Source organism: Streptomyces sp. NPDC023527 (genome assembly GCF_055560115.1).
The window spans coordinates 362,858-382,966 of record NZ_JBVHJJ010000007.1 but is presented as its reverse complement, the minus strand read 5'-3'; the positions used below and the strand labels follow the sequence as shown (position 1 = coordinate 382,966).

Sequence of the window (20,109 nt, the reverse complement as noted above, 5' to 3'; positions counted from 1 at the left end):
GAGACGGACCGGGGCGCGGCGAGCATCATCGCCACCGACACGCATCCGTTCTGGGAGACCGACGAAAAGCGATGGGTCGACGCGGGCGACCTCCGGGCGGGCGCTCACCTGCGCACGTCGAGCGGGGAGACGGTCGAGGTCAAGGCGACGCGTCACTTCGTCAAACAGCAACGCACCCACGACCTGACCGTCAGCGGCGTCCACACGTACCATGTGCTGGCGGGGGGTACCCCGATTCTGGTTCACAATTGCGGTGGAAATGTCACAGGGCATCCATCCACATGCGATTGCGCCAATGGTGGGGTCCCGAAGGTACGGAACGGGAAACTCGCCGGAGGTGTCCATCCGAAAACGAACGTCCCGTTCGATACCGATGGGTTCCCCGACTTCTCGGCATGGCGTCACCCGCAAGTGCCAGACGTTCGGATTCAGCTCACTGGTAGTCGATCGAAGGACTTCAGACTGGCCAATCAAGCGGCAGGGCTGCCTTCGACCCCACCCGGCTACACGTGGCATCATCATCAAGACTCTGGTCGTATGCAGCTCATCCAGAGGCGAGTTCACGCCGACACCGGGCATACCGGAGGTTTTTGATGCCGGAGCTATTTGAAGACAGCGACTATTACACCGGGCCTCCGCTCGACGGCGACATGATCCGTCAGGCCGAGGAGGATCTCGGTGTGCGCTTGCCCCGCAGCTATATCGAAGTGTTGCTCCTGCGGAACGGAGGAACCCCGCGATATCGCTGCTATCCCACAGCATTCCCAACGTCTTGGGCTGACGACCATTTCGAGATCAGCGGGATTAGGGGAATCGGCGGAGCCTGGGGAATCGACTCCTCGGCCGACGGAGGAAGTTCCTACTTGGTATCAGAATGGCAGTATCCGGAAATCGGCGTAGTGATTTGCGACACGCCTTCCGCCGGCCACGATACTGTAATGCTCGACTACTCCCAGTGCGGGCCGGGCGGTGAACCAGCAGTCGCATACATCGATGAAGACCGTATCCCCCGACAGGTGGCCAAGTCGTTTGACGAGTTCCTTTCTCGGCTCATTCCTTGCGGTTCACTTGATTAGACTGGGTGTACGCGCCGAGGACTAGCGACCCTATTTCTGCAGTCCCCCATAACAGGAGAGCCCCTACGCAACAGCATTGCGGAGGGGCCCTTCGGCATGTGGCGCCAATGTCAGTGGAGGAGTGAGGCGATGGCCTAGTGCTGGAGATGGAACGCACGCCAGAATCGCGCCCGTCCAGCCGCGCCAGTCCGGGCTGACCGAAGTCCGGGGGCCAGGTCATCCTTGGAGTGAGTAGGCCCCGTACCGGGCCAGCTCCACGACGCCGAGGTCAAGACGACGACTCCCGCCCCGCCTCGTCGTACCCCGTAGTCCCCCCATCCAGCAGCGAAGGCTCGCGGCGGCTCGCTGCCGCGGAGAGCCAGCGCAACGCGTGGTAGCCGGTGAGCACGATGAGGGTGCCCAGGGCGATGCCGCTCAGTTCGAAGTTGTCGCTGATCTTCAGGGAGACGTCGCCGATGCCGATGACGACGCCCGCGGCGGCCGGCACCAGGTTGAGGGGCTGTGCGAAGTCGACCTTGTTCCGTACCCAGATCTGGGCGCCCAACAGGCCGATCATGCCGTAGAGGATGACGGTGATGCCCCCGAGGACCCCGCCGGGGATGGCGGCGACGACGGCGCCGAACTTCGGGCAGAGACCGAAGAGCAGCGCGAAGCCGGCGGCGGCCCAGTACGCGGCCGTGGAGTAGACGCGCGTCGCGGCCATCACGCCGATGTTCTCCGCGTACGTCGTGGTGGCGGGGCCGCCCACCGCGGTCGAGAGCATGGTCGCGCTGCCGTCCGCGATGATGGCGACGCCCATCTTGTCGTCGAGCGGGTCCCCGGTCATCTCACCGACGGCCTTGACGTGACCGGCGTTCTCGGCGATGAGGGCCACCAGCACCGGGAGCGCGACGAGGATCGCCGAGAGCGAGAAGTTCGGCGCGTGGAAGGTCGGCGTGCCGATCCAGTCCGCCTTGGCGACGCCCGAGAAGTCGATGCGCCAGTGGTCCGTCACCTTGCCGGAGCCGTCGGCCGAGTGGATCTTCCCGGCGGTCCGGTCGAGGATCCAGGACAGCGCGTAGCCGAAGACGAGGCCGAGGAAGATCGCGATGCGGGACCAGAAGCCCCGCAGCACCACCAGCGCGAGCCCCGTGAAGAGCATCGTGGCGAGGGCGGCCCACTGGTCCTGCGGCCAGTAGGTCTTCGCGGTGACCGGGGCCAGGTTGAAGCCGATCAGCATGACGACCGCGCCGGTGACCACCGGCGGCAGGACGGCGTGGATCACCCGGGCCCCCATGGCCTGGATGACCACTCCGCAGGCCGCCAGCGCGGCACCCACCACGAGCATGGCGCCGGTCAGGGTGCCGGCGTCCCCGCCCTGGCTCCCGATGACCGCCGACACACCGACGAAGGAGAGCGAGGAGCCGAGGTAGCTGGGGACGCGCCCGCGCGTCATCACCAGGAACAGGACCGTCGCCACGCCCGATGCCATCAGCGCCAGGTTGGGGTCCAGCCCCATGAGGATCGGGGCGACGAAGCACGCGCCGATCATCGAGACGACGTGCTGGGCACCGAGCCCGACGGTGCGTCCCCACGACAGCCGTTCGCCGGGCTTGACGACCTCGCCGGGCCTCAGATGCTTGCCATCGCCATGCAGCTTCCATCCGAAGCCCGCCATGTTCATTCTCCGTTCGCAGGGCCCCGCGCGTCGCAGAGGCCAAGGCGATTCATAGTCGATGGCTTCGGAAGCACCAAACCGGGCCGGCGGCCGGGGCGGGCCCCGCGCCCGGCATCAGTCGCGCCAACCCCCGCCCGTTCATCCGTTCCGGTCATCTGCCGCACCCGATCCCCTACGCTGCGTACACACATGTCACTCTGTGTGTATGACGATGACATGGGCGCTACCCGCCGCACCGGCCGGCATCGAGGACGTCGTGGCGCGGATGCGGAGGCTGGACGAGGCGTTGCCGCCGCGGGACGGGGTGGCGGTGTTCAACCGGGTCTATCTGACGGTCACGCGGGAGATCGGCCGGCAGGTGGCGGCCGGCGGGTTCGAGGACGGGCGCGTGGCGACCGAGCTGGACGTACGGTTCGCCGGGCGGTATCTGGCCGCTGTCGACCGGGCCGCCGTGGGGCGCCGGCCGCCCGCGTGCTGGCGGCCGCTGTTCCAGTTGCGGGGCCATCCGGCCGTGCAGCCGCTGCAGTTCGCGCTGGCGGGGATCAACGCGCACATCGGGCACGACCTCGCCCTCGCGCTCGCCGACACCTGCCGGGCCCGGGATGTCGAACCGGCGGCGCTGCAGGGCGACTTCGACCGGATCGGCGAGCTGCTCGCGGCCATGGAGGAGCGGATCCGGGAGGAGCTGATGCCCGGCCCGGATCTGCTGGACGTCGCCGATCCGCTGACCCACCTGGTGGGCTCCTGGAGCCTGGACGCGGCGCGCGGCGCGGCGTGGGCGTCGTTCCGGGCGCTGTGGGCGGTGCGCGGGCTGTCGGACGTGACGGACGAGCTCACCTACCGGATGGACTCCGGAGTGGGGCTGGTGGGGCGGTGTCTGCTGACGCCGCTGGGGTGAGGCCCCTGGAGGTCTCCAGGGGTTTCCAGAGGTTTCCGGGGGCCTCGGGGTCCTCAGTCCTCCGGCAGTTCCACCGGCGCGATCTCGTCGTAGACATCGCCCGGGCCGGGGTTGGTGCCGTCCGTGGCACCGCCGAACTGGTTCATCACGCCCCACACCGCGTTGAGGGCGGTCTGCACGGCGCCCTCGGCCCAGCCCGCCGTCCAGGAGATGTCGTCGCCCGCGAGGAACAGGCCGCGCTTGTCCTCCGGCAGCCGGTCCTGCATGAAGTGGGTGAACAGGCGCCGCTGGTAGCGGTAGTGGCCGGGCAGGTTCGCCTTGAACGCGCCCATGAAGTAGGGCTCGTTCTCCCAGGAGACCGTGACCGGGTTGCCGATGATGTGGCGCCGGATGTCGACCTTGGGGTAGATCTCGCCGAGCGACTTGAGCATGACCTCCATGCGCTCGTTCGCCGACAGCGGCAGCCACTTGAGGCTGTCGTCGCACCAGGTGTACGAGAGGCAGATGACAGCCGGCTTGTCCGGACCGTCGTCCAGGAGGTACGTACCGCGGGTCATCCGGTCGGTGAGCGTCATCGACATGACGTCACGGCCGGTCTCCTCGTCCTTGTCCAGCCAGAACGGCCGGTCGACGGGGACGAACAGCTTGGACGACTCCATGTAGTGGGTGCGCTCCATCGCCGTCCAGTGGTCGATGGGGAAGAGCGAGTCGTCGCACTCGATCTTCGACAGCAGCATCCACGACTGCGCGGTGAAGATCGCCGCCTTGTACGTACGGATGTCGCCGGTCGCGTCGGTGACCGTGATGCCGTTGCCCGCCGTGCGGTGCAGCCGGGTCACGGCCGGGCGCGGGTCGCCGCCGTGCAGCGAGGACAGCGAGGTGCCCGGCGCCCAGTGGACGAGCTTGCCGGGCTCGCGCTCCCACAGCCGCAGCGGGAGCTGCTGGCTGCCGCCGACGATGCCGCGGTGGTGGTCGTCCGCCTCGGTGTAGACGACGCGCAGGATCTCCAGGATGGAGTTGGGGAAGTCGGTGTCCCAGCCGCCGGTGCCGAAGCCGACCTGGCCGAAGATCTCGCGGTGGCGGAAGGACTTGAAGGCGGTCGACTCGCACAGGAAGCCGTAGAAGGTCTGGTTGTCGAGCTTCTCGACGAGCTTCGCCCAGATCTCGCGGATGCGCGGCACATCGCGCTCGCGCAGGGCGCGGTTCATGTCGGAGAAGTCGGCGCCCTCCTCCAGGCAGGCGTTCCACGCGTCCGCGACCTCGCGGTAGACCGCGGGCAGGTCGTCGATGGTCTTCGCGTAGTGCGACTCGCCCTTGAGGTCGACGACGGTCGAGGGGGTGTCCGGGGCCAGCGGGTTGGGGAACGGCTTGGTCTCCAGGCCCACCAGGTCGATGTAGTACTGCAGCGCCGTGGAGCTCGGGGGGAAGCGCATCGCGCCCATCTCGGCGGTGAGCGAGGGGTCGCAGCCCTCGAAGCCGACGGTCCGCAGCCGGCCGCCGATCTTGTCGGCCTCGTAGACGACGGGCTTGAGGCCCATCTTCATCAGCTCGTAGGCGGCGATGATGCCCGACAGGCCGCCGCCGATGACCGCGACCTCGGTGCCGTGCTCGGTCGCCGGTATCTGGCCGAGGCCGGCCGGGTGGGCCAGGAAGTCGTCGTACGGGAAGGGGAAGTCCGGGCCGAACATCGTGATCGGCGGCAGGGCCGGCTCCGACTGCTCGTCGTGGGCGGCGTTGGGCACCATGGACGTCATCGGCTGAACTCTCCTGCGGGAAGGGGGTGACGGCTCTGAGCGAGGCCGCGGGGGGCTGCGCCTCGGCGGTGGGGGGTCAGATGAGCGAGGTGTACAGCTCCGGTCGCCGGTCGCTCAGATAGGTGTTCTCGGCGCGGGACGCCTTCAGCAGCGCCGGGTCGACGTCGGCGACGATCAGGTCCTCGCCGGCGCCCGCGCGGGCCCGCACGGTCCCGTCGGGGGCGGCGAGGCAGCTGAGGCCGGCGAAGGCGAAGTCGCCCTCGGCGCCGCAGCGGTTGGCGTACGCGATGTAGAGCTGGCTCTCCCACGCCCGGGCCGGGATGATCGTCTGCGGGACGATCTCGTACGGGCGCATCAGCGCGGTGGGCGCGAGCAGCAGCTCGGTGCCGGCCAGGGCGTGGGCGCGTACGGGCTCGGGGAACTCGATGTCGTAGCAGATCAGCAGGCCGAGGCGGACGCCGTCGAGGTCGGTCTGGACGACGGGGTCGGAGCCGGGGCGGAAGTACGTGGTCTCGTACGCACCGAAGAGGTGGGTCTTGCGGTAGTTCGCCAGGCTCGCGCCGTCCGGACCGATGAGCCGGAGCGAATTGAAGATCGCGTCGCTCTCACCGTCCGTGCCGCGCTCGGGGTAGCCGTAGCCGACGGCCAGGCCGTAGGTGGCGGCGATGCGGGCGACGGCCTCGGCACCGGGGCCGTCGGCGGGCTCGGCGAGGTCGCGGACCGCCGGGCCGAGGGCGTAGCCGGTGAGGTAGAGCTCGTTGGTCAGCAGCAGCCGGGCGCCCGCGGCGGCGGCCCGGCGGGCGGCGGCGTCGAGCGAGGCCAGGCTGTCGGCGGTGGAGGAGGGGACGCCGGCGGGGCCCTGGTACAGCGCGATACGCAGCGGCGTCATGCTGCCTCTTTCACCTGTCGAGCTCACTGTCGAGCGGGCGTTCGTTTGGAAGACGACTTGACGGTACGGGCCGGTAACTCACCCCGACAAGGCGCGTCCGTTGCGCATCAGCGGGCGATTCGTTGCGCCTTTGGGGCCGGATGGCTCGATTCGTTGCGCGGGGCACGTGGGCCCGGGGGCGCGGGGGCGTCTCCCCCTCCGGTCGGAGGGGGTCGCGGCCGGTTCCGCCGCGCGGCGGAGCATGATCGGTCTGTGGCCCGACGAGCGCGGAGGGCTCCGGGCGGGAAGGTGGTGGCAGGCCGGAGAACGGCCCGGCCGGCTCCGCCCGGTCTCCGCTCAGCGCACCGAAAGGGCTGCCGCCATGTCCCGTCTCCGCCTCTCGCCCACCCGGACCCGTCTCGCCGCGGTCGGCGGTGCCGTCCTGCTGGCCGCCTCGGCCACCGGGATGGCCCTCGCCTCCGACAACGGTGGCGCCGAGCGCCCGAAGGAGCCGAGCCTCACCGGTTCGGCCAAGATGTACCGGCCCGCCGGGGACAAGGTTCACTTCACCTTCGACGCCCACGGGATGCTCGACAAGGCGCAGGGCACGTTCCGCCTCAGCCATGTCTACCCGAACGGCAAGCACGTCTTCGCGGAGGGCCGGATCGACTGCCTGATCTCGGGCGGCAAGTCCGCGGTGACCACCGGCATCGTCACCGAGACGGACCTCGACGGCCTCAAGGGCATGCGGGTCGGCTTCACCGTGAACGACCACGGCAAGCGGGGCGACCGCCTGGGCTACAGCTGGGTTCCGACGAACGACCCCCGCGCGACCAAGGACCTGCCCAAGTGCGTGAGCTCCGCGCCGCTGGAGAAGCTGGAGTCGGGCGACTTCACCGTGGCTCCGTGGGAGCCGCTCCCGTAGCCGCGCGGACGACGTCCCGTACGAGCTCGCGCAGCCATCGGTGGCCGCTGTCGGCCTCGTGGCGCGGGTGCCACGCCATGCGGATGGACAGCGGCGGCAGGTCCAGGGGTATCTCGAAGGTGCGCAGGCCGAGGGCGGCCGCGGCGGGGGCGCCGATCCGCTCGGAGACGAGCCCGACGGCGTCGGTGCCGCTCAGGACGTAGAGGGCGGCGGCGGAGGTCGGGACCGTGGCGATGACGCGCCGGCGCAGACCGCGGGCGGCGAGCGCCTCGTCGACGGGGCCGGACAGCCGGCCGCGCCGGGAGTCGACGACGTGGCGCGCGGCGGCGTAGCGGCGGGGGGTGAGGGGGCCGTCGAGGAGGGGGTGCCCGGGGCGGGCGACGCCGACCACGCGGTCCTCCAGCAGCGGCTCGAAGCGGATCTCCGGTTCGTCGCGGTCGATGACGCCGAGCTCCAGGTCGATGGTGCCGTCGCGCAGCGGCGCCGCCTGGGCGGGGCCCTCGGCGAGGAAGCGCAGGGTGACGCCGGGCGCCTCCCGGCCGGCCCGGCCGAGCAGGGCGGCGCCGTAGGCCAGCACATGGCTGTCGTGGGCGCTGAGGGTGAAGGAGCGGTGCAGGGTGGCGGGGTCGACGGGCGCCCCGGCGGCGAAGAGGGCCCGCGCGTCGTCGAGGACGCGACGCACGTCGGCGCGCATGGCCAGCGCGCGTGGGGTGGGGACCATGTGGCGTCCGGCGCGTACGAGCACGGGGTCCCCGAGGGCGCGGCGGATGCGGCCGAGGGTGCGGCTCATGGCGGGGCCGGAGAGGCCGAGCCGGTCGGCGGCAGCGGTGACGCTCTCCTCGGCGAGCAGCGCGTCGAGGGCGACGATCAGATTCAGGTCGAGGCGGCTCGGGGCGTCCCGGCGCTCGGGGATCTCACCAGGGGCTGTCGGCATGGCGTCAGTATCGCGGGCGCGTCCGGCGCCACGCGGGCGTCTCGGCCCGGACGGCGGTGACCGTCAGGAAGGCGCGCCGGAGCTGAAGCGGCGCAGCAGCGGGGAGAGCACCAGCACGGACTTGGTGCGCTCGACGAACGGCTCCCCCGCGATGCGCTCCAGCACCCGCTCGAAGTGGCGCATGTCGGAGGCGAAGACCTGGACGATGGCGTCCGCCTCGCCGGTGACGGTCGAGGCGGACGCCACCTCCGGATAGCGCGACAGGCCGCGGTGGATGGCCTCCGGGGAGGTGTTCCGGCGGCAGTACATCTCGATGAACCCCTCGGTCTCCCAGCCGAGCGCCGCCGGGTCCACCCGGACGGTGAACCCGGTGATGGCGCCCTCGGCCCGCAGTCTGTCCACGCGGCGCTTGACGGCCGGCGCGGACAGGCCGACCTCGGTGCCGATGTCGGCGTAGGAGCGGCGGGCGTCCTCGGCGAGGGCATGCACGATGCGCTGGTCGAGATCGTTCATCTGTCGCACTGCGGGTGGATCACTTCTCTAGGGGTACCTGTGCTTCCTGGGCGAGCCGCGAGCGGCTCTTCCCGTACATGAAGTAGATCACAAGTCCCACGGCCATCCAGCCGCCGAAGTACATCCAGGTGCTGCCGGGCAGGCTGATCATCATGTAGACGCACAGGCCGAAGCCGATGGCCGGGAAGATCGGTGCGAGCGGCACCCGGCGGGAGCCGAGCGGGATCCGTACGCCCGACAGCGGCGCCCGGAAGGTGCGCTTCATGTCGGGACGGGTGAAGAACAGCACGATGACGGCGATGTTGACCAGCGCGAAGGCGAAGAGCGTGCCGATGCTGGTGGCGTCGGCGAGCTCGCCCAGGGGCACGGCGGCGGCGAGGATGCCGCAGAACAGCGAGACGATCACCGTGTTGGCGCGCGGCACGCCGGTCTTCTCGTGGACCTTGGCGAACGTCTTGGGTACGAGTCCGTCGCGGGACATCGCGAAGAGGATGCGGGTCTGGCCGTAGAGGACGGTCAGGACGACGCTGGCGATGGCGATGACGGCGCCGGCGGCGAGGAGGACGGCCCAGAAGCTCTGGCCGGTGACGTCCTTCATGATCCCGGCGAGGGCGGCCTCGGAGCCCTCGAAGTCGCCCCACGGCATGGCGCCGACGGCGACCGCGGCGACCAGGACGTAGAGCGCGGTGACGATGAGCAGCGAGAGCATGATCGCCCGCGGCAGGTCCTTCTTCGGGTCCTTGGCCTCCTCGCCCGCCGTGGAGGCGGCGTCGAAGCCGATGTAGGAGAAGAAGAGGCTGGCGCCCGCGGCGCTGACGCCGCCGAGGCCCAGCGGCATGAACGGCGCGTAGTTGCCGGCGCGGATGCCGGTGAAGGCGACGGCGCAGAAGAGCAGCAGGGCCACGATCTTCACGCCGACCATGATGGTGTTGGCGCGGGCGCTCTCCTTGGCCCCGCCGAGCAGGAAGGCCATGCACAGCAGGACGACGAGCAGCGCGGGCAGGTTGAAGAGGCCACCGTCGGTGCCGGGCGGGTTGGCCAGCCAGCCGGGGATGGTGACGCCGATCGTGCCGTCCAGCAGCTCGTTGAGGTATTGGCCCCAGCCGACGGCGACCGCCGCGACGGAGACGCCGTACTCCAGGATCAGGCACCAGCCGCAGACCCAGGCGACGATCTCGCCGAGGGTCGCGTAGGCGTAGGAGTACGAGGATCCGGAGACCGGGATGCTGCCGGCGAGCTCGGCGTAGGACAGGGCCGAGAAGAGCGCGGTGATGCCGGCGATGACGAACGAGATGATCACGGCCGGACCGGCCTTCGGCACCGCGCCGCCGAGCACCACGAAGATGCCGGTGCCGAGGGTGGCGCCGATGCTGATCATCGTCAGCTGCCACATGCCGAGCGAGCGGCGCAGCGAGCCACCCTCGCCCTGGCCGCCCTCGGCGACCAGCCGCTCCACGGGCTTGCGCCGCATGAGGGCGGCGGCGAAGCCGAGGGCCGGACGCGGGGACGACTTCTCGTCGCCTGCGGCGGGGGGCGCTGTGCCCTGGTCCAACACTGGGGGCTCCATTCGGTCGCTGCCTGTCGAGGGCGGGGAGGGGCCCGGCAGACTCGACGGCCGCCCGAGGGTGCGCGCCGGCAGGGCAGAGCTGACCCATGGATGAAGGGGGACCGCGAGCAAGCGGTATCCGCCACTCCACGTACAGCGCAGACCCTACGAGGTGGGTGCGTGCGCTCGTAATGCACCATTCTTGCGTATGCCCGTTTGATCATTGCGCGTGGGGGGCCGGAACGGGCGATCGTTGCACGTCGCATCATGAATCGGTACATGTCGGCGTTCAGGGGGGTCTCCGCGGCCGTTCGCGGCAGGCCCGGGGAACGCCGAAGGGGCGCGACCTGGAGACCCAGGCCGCGCCCCTTTCGGTATCGCTTCGGTACCGCTTTCCGTACCGCGCGAGGACTACTGCCAGCTGGCGTGCAGCGGCTTGCCCTCGGCGTAGCCGGCGGCGCTCTGGACGCCGACGACGGCGCGCTCGGCGAACTCCTCCAGGGAGCCGGCGCCCGCGTAGGTGCAGGAGGAGCGGACACCCGCGATGATCGAGTCGATCAGGTCCTCGACGCCCGGGCGGGCCGGGTCGAGGAACATGCGGGAGGTGGAGATGCCCTCCTCGAACAGGCTCTTGCGGGCCCGGTCGTAGGCCGACTCCTCGCTGGTGCGGTTGCGCACGGCGCGAGCGGAGGCCATGCCGAAGCTCTCCTTGTACTGCCGGCCGTCGGCGGTCTGCTGGAGGTCGCCCGGGGACTCGTACGTGCCGGCGAACCAGGAGCCGACCATGACGTTGGAGGCACCGGCCGCGAGCGCCATGGCGACGTCGCGCGGGTGACGGACGCCGCCGTCGGCCCATACGTGCTTGCCGTACTTCTTGGCCTCGGCGGCGCACTCCAGGACGGCGGAGAACTGCGGGCGGCCCACGCCGGTCATCATGCGGGTGGTGCACATGGCGCCGGGGCCCACGCCGACCTTGATGATGTCCGCGCCGGCCTCGATGAGGTCGCGCACTCCCTCGGCCGCGACGATGTTGCCCGCGACGATCGGGACCCGCGGGTCGAGGCCGCGCACGGCCTTGATCGCGCTGATCATCGACTCCTGGTGGCCGTGCGCGGTGTCGACGACGATCGTGTCGGCACCGGCCTCCAGCAGGGCCTTGGCCTTGCCGGCCACGTCGCCGTTGATGCCGACGGCGGCCGCGATGCGCAGCTTGCCGTCGGCGTCGGTGGCGGGGGTGTAGAGGGTCGCGCGCAGGGCGCCCTTGCGGGTGAGGATGCCGGCGAGGCGGCCGTCCTTGTCGACCGCGGGGGCCAGCTTGCGGTGGGCGGCGTCGAGCTGGTTGAACGCCTCGCGCGGGTCGATGTCGGCGTCGAGGAGCAGCAGCTCCTTCGACATGACCTCGGAGAGCTGGGTGAAGCGGTCGACGCCGGTCAGGTCCGACTCGGTGACGACGCCGATCGGGCGGTGGTCGCCGTCGACGACGACGCCCGCGCCGTGCGCCCGCTTGTGCAGCAGGGACAGGCCGTCGGCGACGGTCTGGGTGGGGGCGAGGACGATCGGGGTGTCGAGCACGAGGTGACGGCCCTTGACCCAGGAGATGACCTCGGTGACGACCTCGATCGGAATGTCCTGCGGGATGACGACGAGGCCACCGCGGCGGGCGACGGTCTCGGCCATGCGGCGGCCGGCGATCGCGGTCATGTTGGCGACGACGAGGGGGATGGTGGTGCCCGTCCCGTCGGGGGCGGACAGATCCACGCCCTGACGGGAACCGACCGCGGAACGGCTCGGCACCATGAACACATCGTCGTACGTCAGGTCGTACGGCGGCTTCTGGTCATTGAGGAATCGCATACTGGCTCTCTCACCTGCGGTTTTATGTACAGAGCGGGTGGGGAGTCAGCACCGAGCCAGCACCGGATCGGGCTGAGGTTCCTGGACCCATCATCCATGATGACGCCGAAAACCGACGAACCGGAGGCCGATTTCATGACTTCGGCCAGGGGTGGGTGACACCGCTTGTGGGTTCCGCCAAGAGCTCTCGGGGCCTTGTGGACGAGCTCGCCGAGCGCGCCCCGGCTCTCCTTCGACGGCACGCCGACGTCGATGCGGTGGCCGACGAGCTGCTCCTTCATGCGGGAACGCGAAGGAGCAGCGGTCACGCGGCACGGGCCGGCCCGCCCCGGGTACGCCAAAGGCCCGCCCCTCACTCGGAGGAACGGGCCCTGCTGTGGGGTCCCGGGCGGGTGCCGGAGCGCGGTCAGCCCTGGTCCGGGTCCGCCCGGTCGAGGGCCGGGCGCGGGCCGGGGCCGGTCTCCAGCAGGAGGTGGTCCGCGGCGGCGGTGTCCGTGACCAGGCTGGTGACCAGCCCGGACCGCAGCACCGCGCCGATCGCCGCCGCCTTGCGCAGCCCGCCGGCGATCGCGACGACCTCCGGTATACGGCGCAGCCGGTCCGCCTCGACGGTGATGCACCGCTCCCCGAGGTCACGGCCGATGCGGCGGCCGTCGGCGTCGAAGAGGTGCGCGGACATCTCGGCGGCGGCACCGAGGGAGGCGTAGTGGGCGCGCTCCTCCTCGGTGAGCATGTCGTAGACGGTCGAGATGCCCGGCGCCCAGGAGCCGATGGAGACGGCGGCGACGGTGACCTTGTCGAAGTAGTCGAAGGCCCGGGCGATGCCCGTCTGGCCGCGCAGCGCGTCGGCCGTGGCGGAGTCGGGCAGCAGCATCGGGGCGTAGATCGGGTGCGCCTCGCCGCCGGAGACCTGCGCCGCCCGGCGTACCGCCTCCACCGAGCCGCGCTCGGCGGTGCCCGCGTCATAGACGCCGGTGAGCTGGACGACGGTGCACGGCGGCAGCCGGTGCAGGGCCGCGGCCATGTGAATGGTCGAGCGGCCCCAGGCGAGGCCGAGCACATCACCCTCGTGCACCAGCTCGCCGAGCAGGTCAGCCGCCACCTCGCCGAGGTTCTCGGGGTCGGGCGCGTCGTCCGCGGCGTCCGCCGGGGACTCGACGACGACCGCGTGGCGCAGGCCGTAGCGGGCGCGCAGCGCGTCGGAGCGCTCCGCGTCCAGCTCGGCCGGCACCCGGATCTCGATCCGCACGAGGTCGCGCTCCAGGGCCGTCTCCAGCACCCTGGCCACCTTGAAGCGGCTCACGCCGAACTCCTCGGCGATCTGGATCTTCGACTTGCCCTCGAGGTAGAAGCGGCGGGCCATGGCCGCCGCCTGCACCAGCTCGGCGGGCCCCATCGGCGTGGCTGAACGGCCCGTCGACACCGCGGTCTCCTCACTTCTGTGTTCAAATCCGTGGACTCAACCGTCATCCTGTCAGATGCGGCGGTCCTTGATCAGGCCCTGACCCCTCGCGCTCAGCATTTCGGGCGAGCGCCGGGGGCCGCTCAGTGTGCGCAGGCCCAGGGCGCGGCGGCCGTGGCCTGCTCCGCCTGCGCGCGCAGGGAACGTACGGCGGCCGCGGGGTCGTCCGTACCGTAGACGGCGGAGCCGGCCACGAAGACGTCCGCACCCGCGTCCGCGCAGCGCTCGATGGTCTCCACCGACACCCCGCCGTCGACCTGCAGCCACAGCTCGAGGCCGTGACGCGAGATCAGCTCACGGGTGCGGCGGATCTTGGGCAGCATGATGTCGAGGAACGCCTGGCCGCCGAAGCCGGGCTCGACGGTCATGATGAGCAGCATGTCCAGCTCGGGCAGCAGGTCCTCGTACGGCTCGATCGGCGTCGCCGGCTTGAGCGCCATCGAGGCGCGCGCGCCCTTGGCCCGGATCTCCCGCGCCAGGCGTACGGGCGCGGCGGCGGCCTCGGCGTGGAAGGTCACCGAACCGGCCCCGGCCTCGACGTACTGCGGCGCCCAGCGATCCGGGTCCTCGATCATCAGGTGGCAGTCCAGCGGGGTGTCCGTGGCCCGGCTCAGCGACTCGACGATCGGCACGCCGAGGGTGAGGTTGGGCACGAAGTGGTTGTCCATCACGTCGACATGGAGCCAGTCGGCGCCCTTGACGGCCCGCGCCTCGTCGGAGAGGCGGGCGAAGTCGGCGGAGAGAATGCTGGGGTTGATCTGCACGGCCATGCCCTTAAGCCTGCCATGGCGGGGGTTCTTTCCCCTACCCGCCCCTTCCCACGACCGGGGGCGGTGCCCCCGGGCCCCCGGCCGCCGCTCCGCGCGGTGTCCTCGATCGCCGGACGGGCTTGATCTTCCAACCGGCCGGACACCGCCGTCGCGGCAGCGGGAGAGCGCCGGACCCCTCCCGCTGGGGACCCGGGGCGCGCCCCGGATGAGCCGGCGGTGTCCAACCGCCTTACGCCGTGCGGCGAAGCAGTGCCAGATACATCGCGTCCGTACCGTGCAGATGCGGCCACAGCTGCACGTCAGGGCCGTCGCCCAGGGCCGGGACGCCCTGCATGAACGGGCGGGCGTCGATCCGTTCCGCGCTGACGCCGTCCCGCTTGAGGACGTCGTCGACGACCGCCCTCGTCTCGGCCGGGTGCGGCGAGCAGGTCGCGTAGCCGACCACGCCACCGACCCGCACGGCGCGCAGCGCCTCCCGCAGGAGGTCCCGCTGGAGCGGCGCGAAGCCGGCCAGGTCCTCGGGACGGCGGCGCCAGCGCGCCTCGGGGCGGCGGCGCAGGGCGCCCAGGCCCGTGCAGGGCACGTCGACCAGCACCCGGTCGAAGCTGCCCTCGCGCCACGGCGGGCGCGTGCCGTCGGCGGCGATGACCTGGTACGGGCCGGGGTTGCCGGCCAGGGCCCGCTCGACGAGGCGGGCCCGGTGCGGCTGCTTCTCGGAGGCCAGCAGCGCGGCGCCGCGCCGCGCGGCGAGCGCGCCGAGCATGGCGGCCTTGCCGCCGGGCCCGGCGCAGCCGTCCAGCCAGCGGCTGTCCGGACCCTCCACGGGCACCTCGGCGAGGGCCAGGGCGACCAGCTGGCTGCCCTCGTCCTGCACGCCGGCCCGCCCCTCGCGCACGGCGTCCAGCGCGCCGGGCTCGCCGCCCTCGGCGAGCCGTACGGCATACGGCGACCAGCGGCCCGGCAGCGCCGAGTCCTCGCCGACCGCCGCCAGCAGCTCCTCGGTCGTGGAGCGGCCGGGGCGGGCGACGAGGGTCACCTCGGGCCGTTCGTTGTCGGCGTCGAGCAGGTCCTCGATGCCGGCCCGGCCGCCGCCGAGCGCGTCCCACAGGGCGGAGACGATCCAGCGCGGGTGCGAGTGGACGACGGCGAGGTGCTCCTCGGGGTCGTCCTCGTACGGCGGGGCGACCTTCTCCAGCCAGCCGTCGAAGTCATGCGCCGTGATCTTCCGCAGGACGGCGTTGACGAACTTCGCCCGCCCGTCGCCCAGCACGACCCGCGCCAGTTCGACGCTGGCCGACACCGCCGCGTGCGCCGGGATGCGCGTACCGAGCAGTTGGTGCGCGCCCAGGCTCAGCACGTCGAGCACCGGCGGGTCCACCTCGCGCAGCGGCCGGTCGACGCAGGAGGCGATGATCGCGTCGTACGTGCCCTGGCGGCGCAGCGTGCCGTAGACCAGCTCGGTGGCGAGCGCGGCGTCGCGGGCGTCGAAGCCCTCCTGCTCGCGGGCCTTGCGCAGCAGCGGCGGCAGGACCAGGTTCGCGTAGGCGTCCCGCTCGTCGACGGCCCGCAGCGCCTCGAAGGCGAGGATCCGCACCGGGTCCTTCTTGGGCCGGCGGTAGGGCTTTGCGGGGCGGCTGGGTCGCTGACGAGACGCCTGATCGTTCACGAAAGGTGCTCCGGGGCTGGTGTGGTGAAGGGCTCCAGCCTACGCGCTGCCGTCAGGCCCCGCCGAGCCGCTCGCCTGCGGCGATGCGCACACCCCGGGCCCAGTCGGCGGCCTTCATCGGCTTCTTGCCCTGCGGCTGGACCCACTGGAGCTCCACCGCGTGCGAACCGGTGCCCACGTGCACGGAGTTCTTCCCGGCGGCGATCTCGCCGGGCGACAGCTCGGTGCGGTCGGGGGTGACGGCGACGGACATCACCTTCAGGCGCTCTCCGCGGAAGACCGTCCAGGCGCCGGGGGCGGGGGCGCAGCCGCGCACCACGCGGTCCACGCGCAGCGCGGGCGCGGACCAGTCCAGCTGGGCGTCCTCGACATTGATCTTCGGGGCGAGGGAGACGCCCTCGGTGGGCTGGGGCACGGCCTTGAGCGTGCCGTCCTCGATGCCGTCCATGGTGGCCGAGAGCAGCCCGGCGCCCGCGAACGCGAGCCGCGTCAGGAGGTCGCCGCTGGTGTCGGTGGGGCGCACGTGCTCGGTGACCACGCCGAAGACGGGTCCGGAGTCCAGGCCCTCCTCGATCAGGAAGGTCGAGGCGCCGGTGACCTCGTCGCCGGCGAGGATCGCGTGCTGGACGGGGGCCGCGCCGCGCCAGGCGGGCAGCAGGGAGAAGTGCAGGTTGACCCAGCCCTGCGCGGGGATGTCCAGGGCGGCCTTGGGCAGCAGCGCGCCGTAGGCGACGACCGGGCAGCAGTCGGGGGCGATCTCGCGCAGCCGGACGAGGAAGTCCTCGTCGCGCGGTTTGACGGGCTTGAGCACCTCGATGCCCGCCTCCTCCGCGCGCTGGGCGACGGGGCTGGCGACCAGCCGGCGGCCGCGCCCGGCGGGGGCGTCCGGCCGGGTGACCACGGCGACGACCTCGTGGCGGCCGGAGGCGATCAGGGCGTCGAGGGCGGGGACGGCTACCTCGGGGGTACCGGCGAAGACGAGCCTCATGGGTGGCGAACTACCTCTCCTCGAGCGCCGAGTGGAACAGCCCACCAGTCTAGAGGGCCCGGCGATCAGGGGGCGTACGGGCGGTCACACGCCCCATTCCGGCGGATGTGCGCCCCCATACCGTGACCCGGCGGGCCGTGGCGCGTTGTGGTCAAGAGAGATTGACCGTAACGGGCCGCAGTAGCGGCCCGCTTCCGTTCCTTGTCAACTCTCGCCTTTTTTAGTCCTTTTACCCCGCCGGTCCGAGAGGCTTCTTCATGGCCGACCACGCAACCCACGACGCCCAGGCACGGGCCAGCCTGCATCTTCTGGTCCGGGACATCGAGCGGGTCCGCAGGCAGGTGGACGCCCTGCGCACCCTCACCGCTCAGCTGGGCAACGTCTACCGCCCGCGGCGCACCGGCCCGTCCGCGGGCTTCGTCGTCTACGGGCGGGCCCCCGCGCCGACCGTGCGGCTGGCGCAGGAGCTGCGTGACAGTGTCGAGACGCTGGTGACGGCGGCGGTGGACTTCGACCGCTCGCTGGGCTTCTCCTGGGACGCGGTGGGTTCGGCGCTGGGGGTCACCAAGCAGGCGGTGCACCGCCGTTACGGCGCGCGCCGGACGAACGGCCAGAGCGCCCCGGAGCCCGCCGAGGCCGTCCGCACCACCGAGCCGGCCGCCGTCCCGGTCGTCCCCGCCGCCCGCGCGGTCCCGGGCCAGGCCGCCACGGTCCCGCACCGCGAGGAGCCGCGCCCCCCGGTCTTCCCGGGGCCGCGCAACGGGTAGGTCCGCCGCCCGCCCCGCCCCGTCGCATACGGGCCGGCGGCCCGCCGGAGTCCGGCGCGCCCCCGTCGTGCGGGCCGCCGCCGCAAGGGCCCCGCGCCGCTCGGCAGGGCGCCCCGAGGGCAGCCCGGCACCCGTCGGCCACCCGCCGGGCCGCGCCGCCCGGCGCCGTCGCGGCGGCGACCAGCGGCCCTCCACCGAGCCGACGAGCAGAGGCCCTCCACCGGGTCGGCGGGCGCCGGCCCGTCAGCCGATGTCCGGCGGGTCGATCCGCAGCCGTACGGGCTCCCCGTCGCGGCGGGCCAGCCGGACCGCCTGGGCCGCCTTGAGGGCCGCCGCCAGCTCGCCGCCCTGCCCCGGGCGCACCCGCACCAGGGCCCGCTCCCACTGCTCCCCCGGCGGCGGATCGCCCTGGCGGCGCGGGCGGCCCGCCGCCGTCACCGGGAGCGGCACCGGGCCGAGCACCTCCGCGCCGGCCGGCAGCTCCGCCACGGCGATCAGATCCGCGACGGCCTCCGGAGGGCCGGTCACCGACGCCATCCGGGACACCGGCGGAAACCCCAGCTCGGCCCGGTCGGCGAGCTCGCGCACCGCGTGCCCGGCCGGATCCCAGCGGACCAGCGCCTGCACCGGCCGCAGCGTCGGCTCGGCGACGACGACCACCGTGCCGCCCTCCTCCTGGCCGCGCACGAGCGCGGCGGCGCCCAGCCAGCGGCGCAGCGCCTCCTCCCCCGCGCGCAGGTCGGGGCGGCCGAGCATCGCCCAGCCGTCGAGCAGCAGCGCCGCCGCATAGCCGCCTTCGGCCACCGGCTCGGCACCGGGTGTGCAGACGACGAGCGCGGGCCCGTCGGGGACGGTGTCGAGGATGTGGTCACGCCCGGAGGTGCGTACGGGCACGGCCGGGAAGGCGCGGCCCAGCTCCTCGGCCGTGCGCCGGGCGCCGACGACCTGGGCCCGCAGCCGGAAACCGCCGCACTCGGGACAGTGCCACCGCGGCGCCTCGCGGGCGCACCAGCCGCAGTGCAGCTCGCCGTCGCCACCGCGCGCCTCCAGGGGCCCGGCGCAGTGCGCGCACCGCGCGGGCTCCCGGCACCGCTCGCAGGCCAGGCGCGGCACATAGCCGCGGCGCGGCACCTGGACCAGCACCGGGCCGTGCTTGAGGCCCTCCCGGGCGGCCTGCCAGGCGAGCGTCGGCAGCCGGGCGGCCCGCGCGGCCTCGTCCCGTGCCTGGTCGGCGTCGCCCACCGTGCGGATCAGGGGGGCGGTGGCCCGGACCCGCTCGCGGGGGGCGGTCAGCGGCAGCGCCCAGCCGGTGTCGACGAGCTGGGCCGCCTCGACCGTGCAGCCGAAGCCGCCCAGCAGGAACGCCGCCTTCTCGTGCGCCGCCCGCAGCAGCAGCACCTCGCGGGCGTGCGGCTGCGGCGCGTGCTGCTCGCTGTGGCTGGAGTCGCCGTCGTCCCAGATCGCCGCGAGCCCCAGGTCGCGCACGGGCGCGAACATCGCGGCGCGGGTGCCGACCACGGCCCGTACGGACCCCCGGCTGACCGCGAGCCAGCGGCGGTAGCGCTCCTCCGGCTTGGTGTCGGCGGTCAGCAGCACATGCCGGCCCTCGCCGAGGAGCTCGGTGAGGGCGGCGTCGACGCGGGCGGCCGAGCGGCCGTCCGGAGCGACGATCAGCGCGCCGCGGCCCGAGGCGAGCGCGGCGGCGGCGGCCCGCGCCAGCTCCGCCGGCCAGTGCGGGCCGGGCAGCGCCGTCCATACCGCGCGGGGTGAGTCGCCGCGCGCGACGGCGTCGAGATAGGCGGGGCCGGTGGCGTACCGGGTCCAGGTGCCGGGCTCGGGCGGGGCGGGCGGGGGCAGTGGCGCGGGCGAGGGCGCGCTCTCGGCGCGGGCCCGGCGCGGGGGCACGGCCAGCTGGACGACGTCCGCGAGGGTCCCGGCATACCGGTCGGCGACGGCGCGGCACAGGGCGAGCAGGGCGGGGCCGAGCACGGGCTCCGGGGAGAGCACCTGGGCGAGGGGCGCCAGGGGGCCGCGGTAGTCGCTCTCGGCGAGCCGCTCGACGATGAAGCCGTTGTGCAGCTCCCCGCCCTCGCGGCGCCCCTTGGCCACCCGGGCGCCGAACCGCACCCGCACCCGGGCGCCGGGACGTGCCTCGGCGTCCATGGCGGCGGGCACGGCGTAGTCGAAGTACTGATCGAGGTGGATGAGGCCCTTGTCCACGAGCACCCGGGCCACCGGGAACTCCTCGGCGAGCGCCGCGCCCCGCCATGTGCGCGGCTTGGCGCGCGGCACCTTGGCCTGGCGGACGGTCTCCCGTATGAGCGCGAGCTGCTCGGCCCCCTGCGGTTCCCCCGCAGAGGGCTCCCCCGGCCCCGACCGCCCGTTCTCGCTGCTCACGGCTCCAGTCCTATCAGAGAGCACTGACAAGGGC

General features: G+C 72.6%; 17 protein-coding genes. 5 read left to right on the top strand and 12 right to left on the bottom strand.

Going from position 1 to position 20,109, the window contains the following annotated elements; all coding sequences use genetic code 11:
- Nucleotides 1-594: HNH endonuclease (locus ACZ303_RS17120; protein WP_467339629.1), on the top strand; the 594-nt coding region annotated here is incomplete at its 5' end.
- Nucleotides 594-1,076 (top strand): SMI1/KNR4 family protein, encoded by a 483-nt coding sequence (locus ACZ303_RS17115; RefSeq protein ID WP_467339627.1) that lies wholly within the window; start codon nt 594-596, stop codon nt 1,074-1,076. The genes ACZ303_RS17120 and ACZ303_RS17115, both read left to right, overlap by 1 nt.
- Nucleotides 1,077-1,344: 268 nt before the next feature.
- Here ACZ303_RS17115 and ACZ303_RS17110 read toward each other — a convergent pair whose 3' ends face one another.
- Nucleotides 1,345-2,733 (bottom strand): uracil-xanthine permease family protein, encoded by a 1,389-nt coding sequence (locus ACZ303_RS17110; RefSeq protein ID WP_467339625.1) that lies wholly within the window; start codon nt 2,731-2,733, stop codon nt 1,345-1,347.
- Between the two features lie 205 nt (nt 2,734-2,938).
- On the opposite strand from ACZ303_RS17110, the gene ACZ303_RS17105 reads away from it, so the two are divergent.
- Complete coding sequence (locus tag ACZ303_RS17105) at nt 2,939-3,631, top strand: DUF5995 family protein (protein WP_467339623.1); 693 nt, start codon at nt 2,939-2,941, stop codon at nt 3,629-3,631.
- Between the two features lie 53 nt (nt 3,632-3,684).
- Here ACZ303_RS17105 and ACZ303_RS17100 read toward each other — a convergent pair whose 3' ends face one another.
- Both ACZ303_RS17100 and ACZ303_RS17095 read right to left on the bottom strand, forming a co-directional pair.
- The gene (locus ACZ303_RS17100) at nt 3,685-5,385 is read right to left on the bottom strand and encodes a flavin monoamine oxidase family protein (protein WP_467339621.1); all 1,701 of its coding nucleotides are present in this window, start codon (nt 5,383-5,385) and stop codon (nt 3,685-3,687) included.
- Nucleotides 5,386-5,461: 76 nt separating this feature from the next.
- Nucleotides 5,462-6,274, bottom strand: a complete 813-nt coding sequence (locus ACZ303_RS17095) for a carbon-nitrogen hydrolase family protein (protein WP_467339620.1) — start codon at nt 6,272-6,274, stop codon at nt 5,462-5,464.
- A 361-nt stretch (nt 6,275-6,635) separates the two neighbouring features.
- Here ACZ303_RS17095 and ACZ303_RS17090 point away from each other — a divergent pair, with 361 nt between their 5' ends.
- Nucleotides 6,636-7,178 (top strand): hypothetical protein, encoded by a 543-nt coding sequence (locus tag ACZ303_RS17090; protein WP_467339618.1) that lies wholly within the window; start codon nt 6,636-6,638, stop codon nt 7,176-7,178.
- Here the strand turns inward: ACZ303_RS17090 and ACZ303_RS17085 are convergent.
- The 8 genes from ACZ303_RS17085 to fmt all read right to left on the bottom strand — a co-directional run bounded on the left by ACZ303_RS17085 (nt 7,147) and on the right by fmt (nt 16,911).
- Complete coding sequence (locus tag ACZ303_RS17085) at nt 7,147-8,112, bottom strand: LysR family transcriptional regulator (protein ID WP_467339616.1); 966 nt, start codon at nt 8,110-8,112, stop codon at nt 7,147-7,149. The two genes, ACZ303_RS17090 and ACZ303_RS17085, sit on opposite strands and share 32 nt — an antisense overlap.
- A gap of 63 nt (nt 8,113-8,175) precedes the next feature.
- Nucleotides 8,176-8,625, bottom strand: a complete 450-nt coding sequence (locus tag ACZ303_RS17080) for an Lrp/AsnC family transcriptional regulator (RefSeq protein ID WP_215083385.1) — start codon at nt 8,623-8,625, stop codon at nt 8,176-8,178.
- 19 nt (nt 8,626-8,644) lie between these two features.
- Nucleotides 8,645-10,180, bottom strand: a complete 1,536-nt coding sequence (locus ACZ303_RS17075; protein WP_467339613.1) for an amino acid permease — start codon at nt 10,178-10,180, stop codon at nt 8,645-8,647.
- A gap of 402 nt (nt 10,181-10,582) precedes the next feature.
- Nucleotides 10,583-12,025 carry a GuaB1 family IMP dehydrogenase-related protein gene (locus ACZ303_RS17070; protein ID WP_467339611.1) on the bottom strand — a complete coding sequence of 481 codons (1,443 nt, stop codon included), beginning with the start codon at nt 12,023-12,025 and terminating at the stop codon, nt 10,583-10,585.
- A gap of 406 nt (nt 12,026-12,431) precedes the next feature.
- On the bottom strand, nt 12,432-13,421 hold the full coding sequence (locus ACZ303_RS17065) for a sugar-binding transcriptional regulator (protein WP_467339663.1): 990 nt from the start codon (nt 13,419-13,421) through the stop codon (nt 12,432-12,434).
- Between the two features lie 149 nt (nt 13,422-13,570).
- Nucleotides 13,571-14,257 (bottom strand): ribulose-phosphate 3-epimerase, encoded by a 687-nt coding sequence (gene rpe, locus ACZ303_RS17060; protein ID WP_467339609.1) that lies wholly within the window; start codon nt 14,255-14,257, stop codon nt 13,571-13,573.
- 229 nt (nt 14,258-14,486) lie between these two features.
- Nucleotides 14,487-15,923, bottom strand: a complete 1,437-nt coding sequence (locus ACZ303_RS17055; RefSeq protein ID WP_467339607.1) for an RsmB/NOP family class I SAM-dependent RNA methyltransferase — start codon at nt 15,921-15,923, stop codon at nt 14,487-14,489.
- Between the two features lie 52 nt (nt 15,924-15,975).
- Entirely contained in the window at nt 15,976-16,911 is a 936-nt protein-coding gene (gene fmt / locus ACZ303_RS17050) for a methionyl-tRNA formyltransferase (protein WP_467339605.1), read from the bottom strand.
- A gap of 257 nt (nt 16,912-17,168) precedes the next feature.
- Between fmt and ACZ303_RS17045 the strand changes: the two genes are divergently transcribed.
- Nucleotides 17,169-17,678: a hypothetical protein gene (locus tag ACZ303_RS17045; protein WP_467339603.1), complete on the top strand. Its 510-nt coding sequence runs from the start codon at nt 17,169-17,171 to the stop codon at nt 17,676-17,678.
- 243 nt (nt 17,679-17,921) lie between these two features.
- On the opposite strand, the gene ACZ303_RS17040 is transcribed toward ACZ303_RS17045, so the two are convergent.
- Nucleotides 17,922-20,075 (bottom strand): primosomal protein N', encoded by a 2,154-nt coding sequence (locus ACZ303_RS17040; RefSeq protein WP_467339601.1) that lies wholly within the window; start codon nt 20,073-20,075, stop codon nt 17,922-17,924.
- Nucleotides 20,076-20,109: the final 34 nt, after the last annotated feature.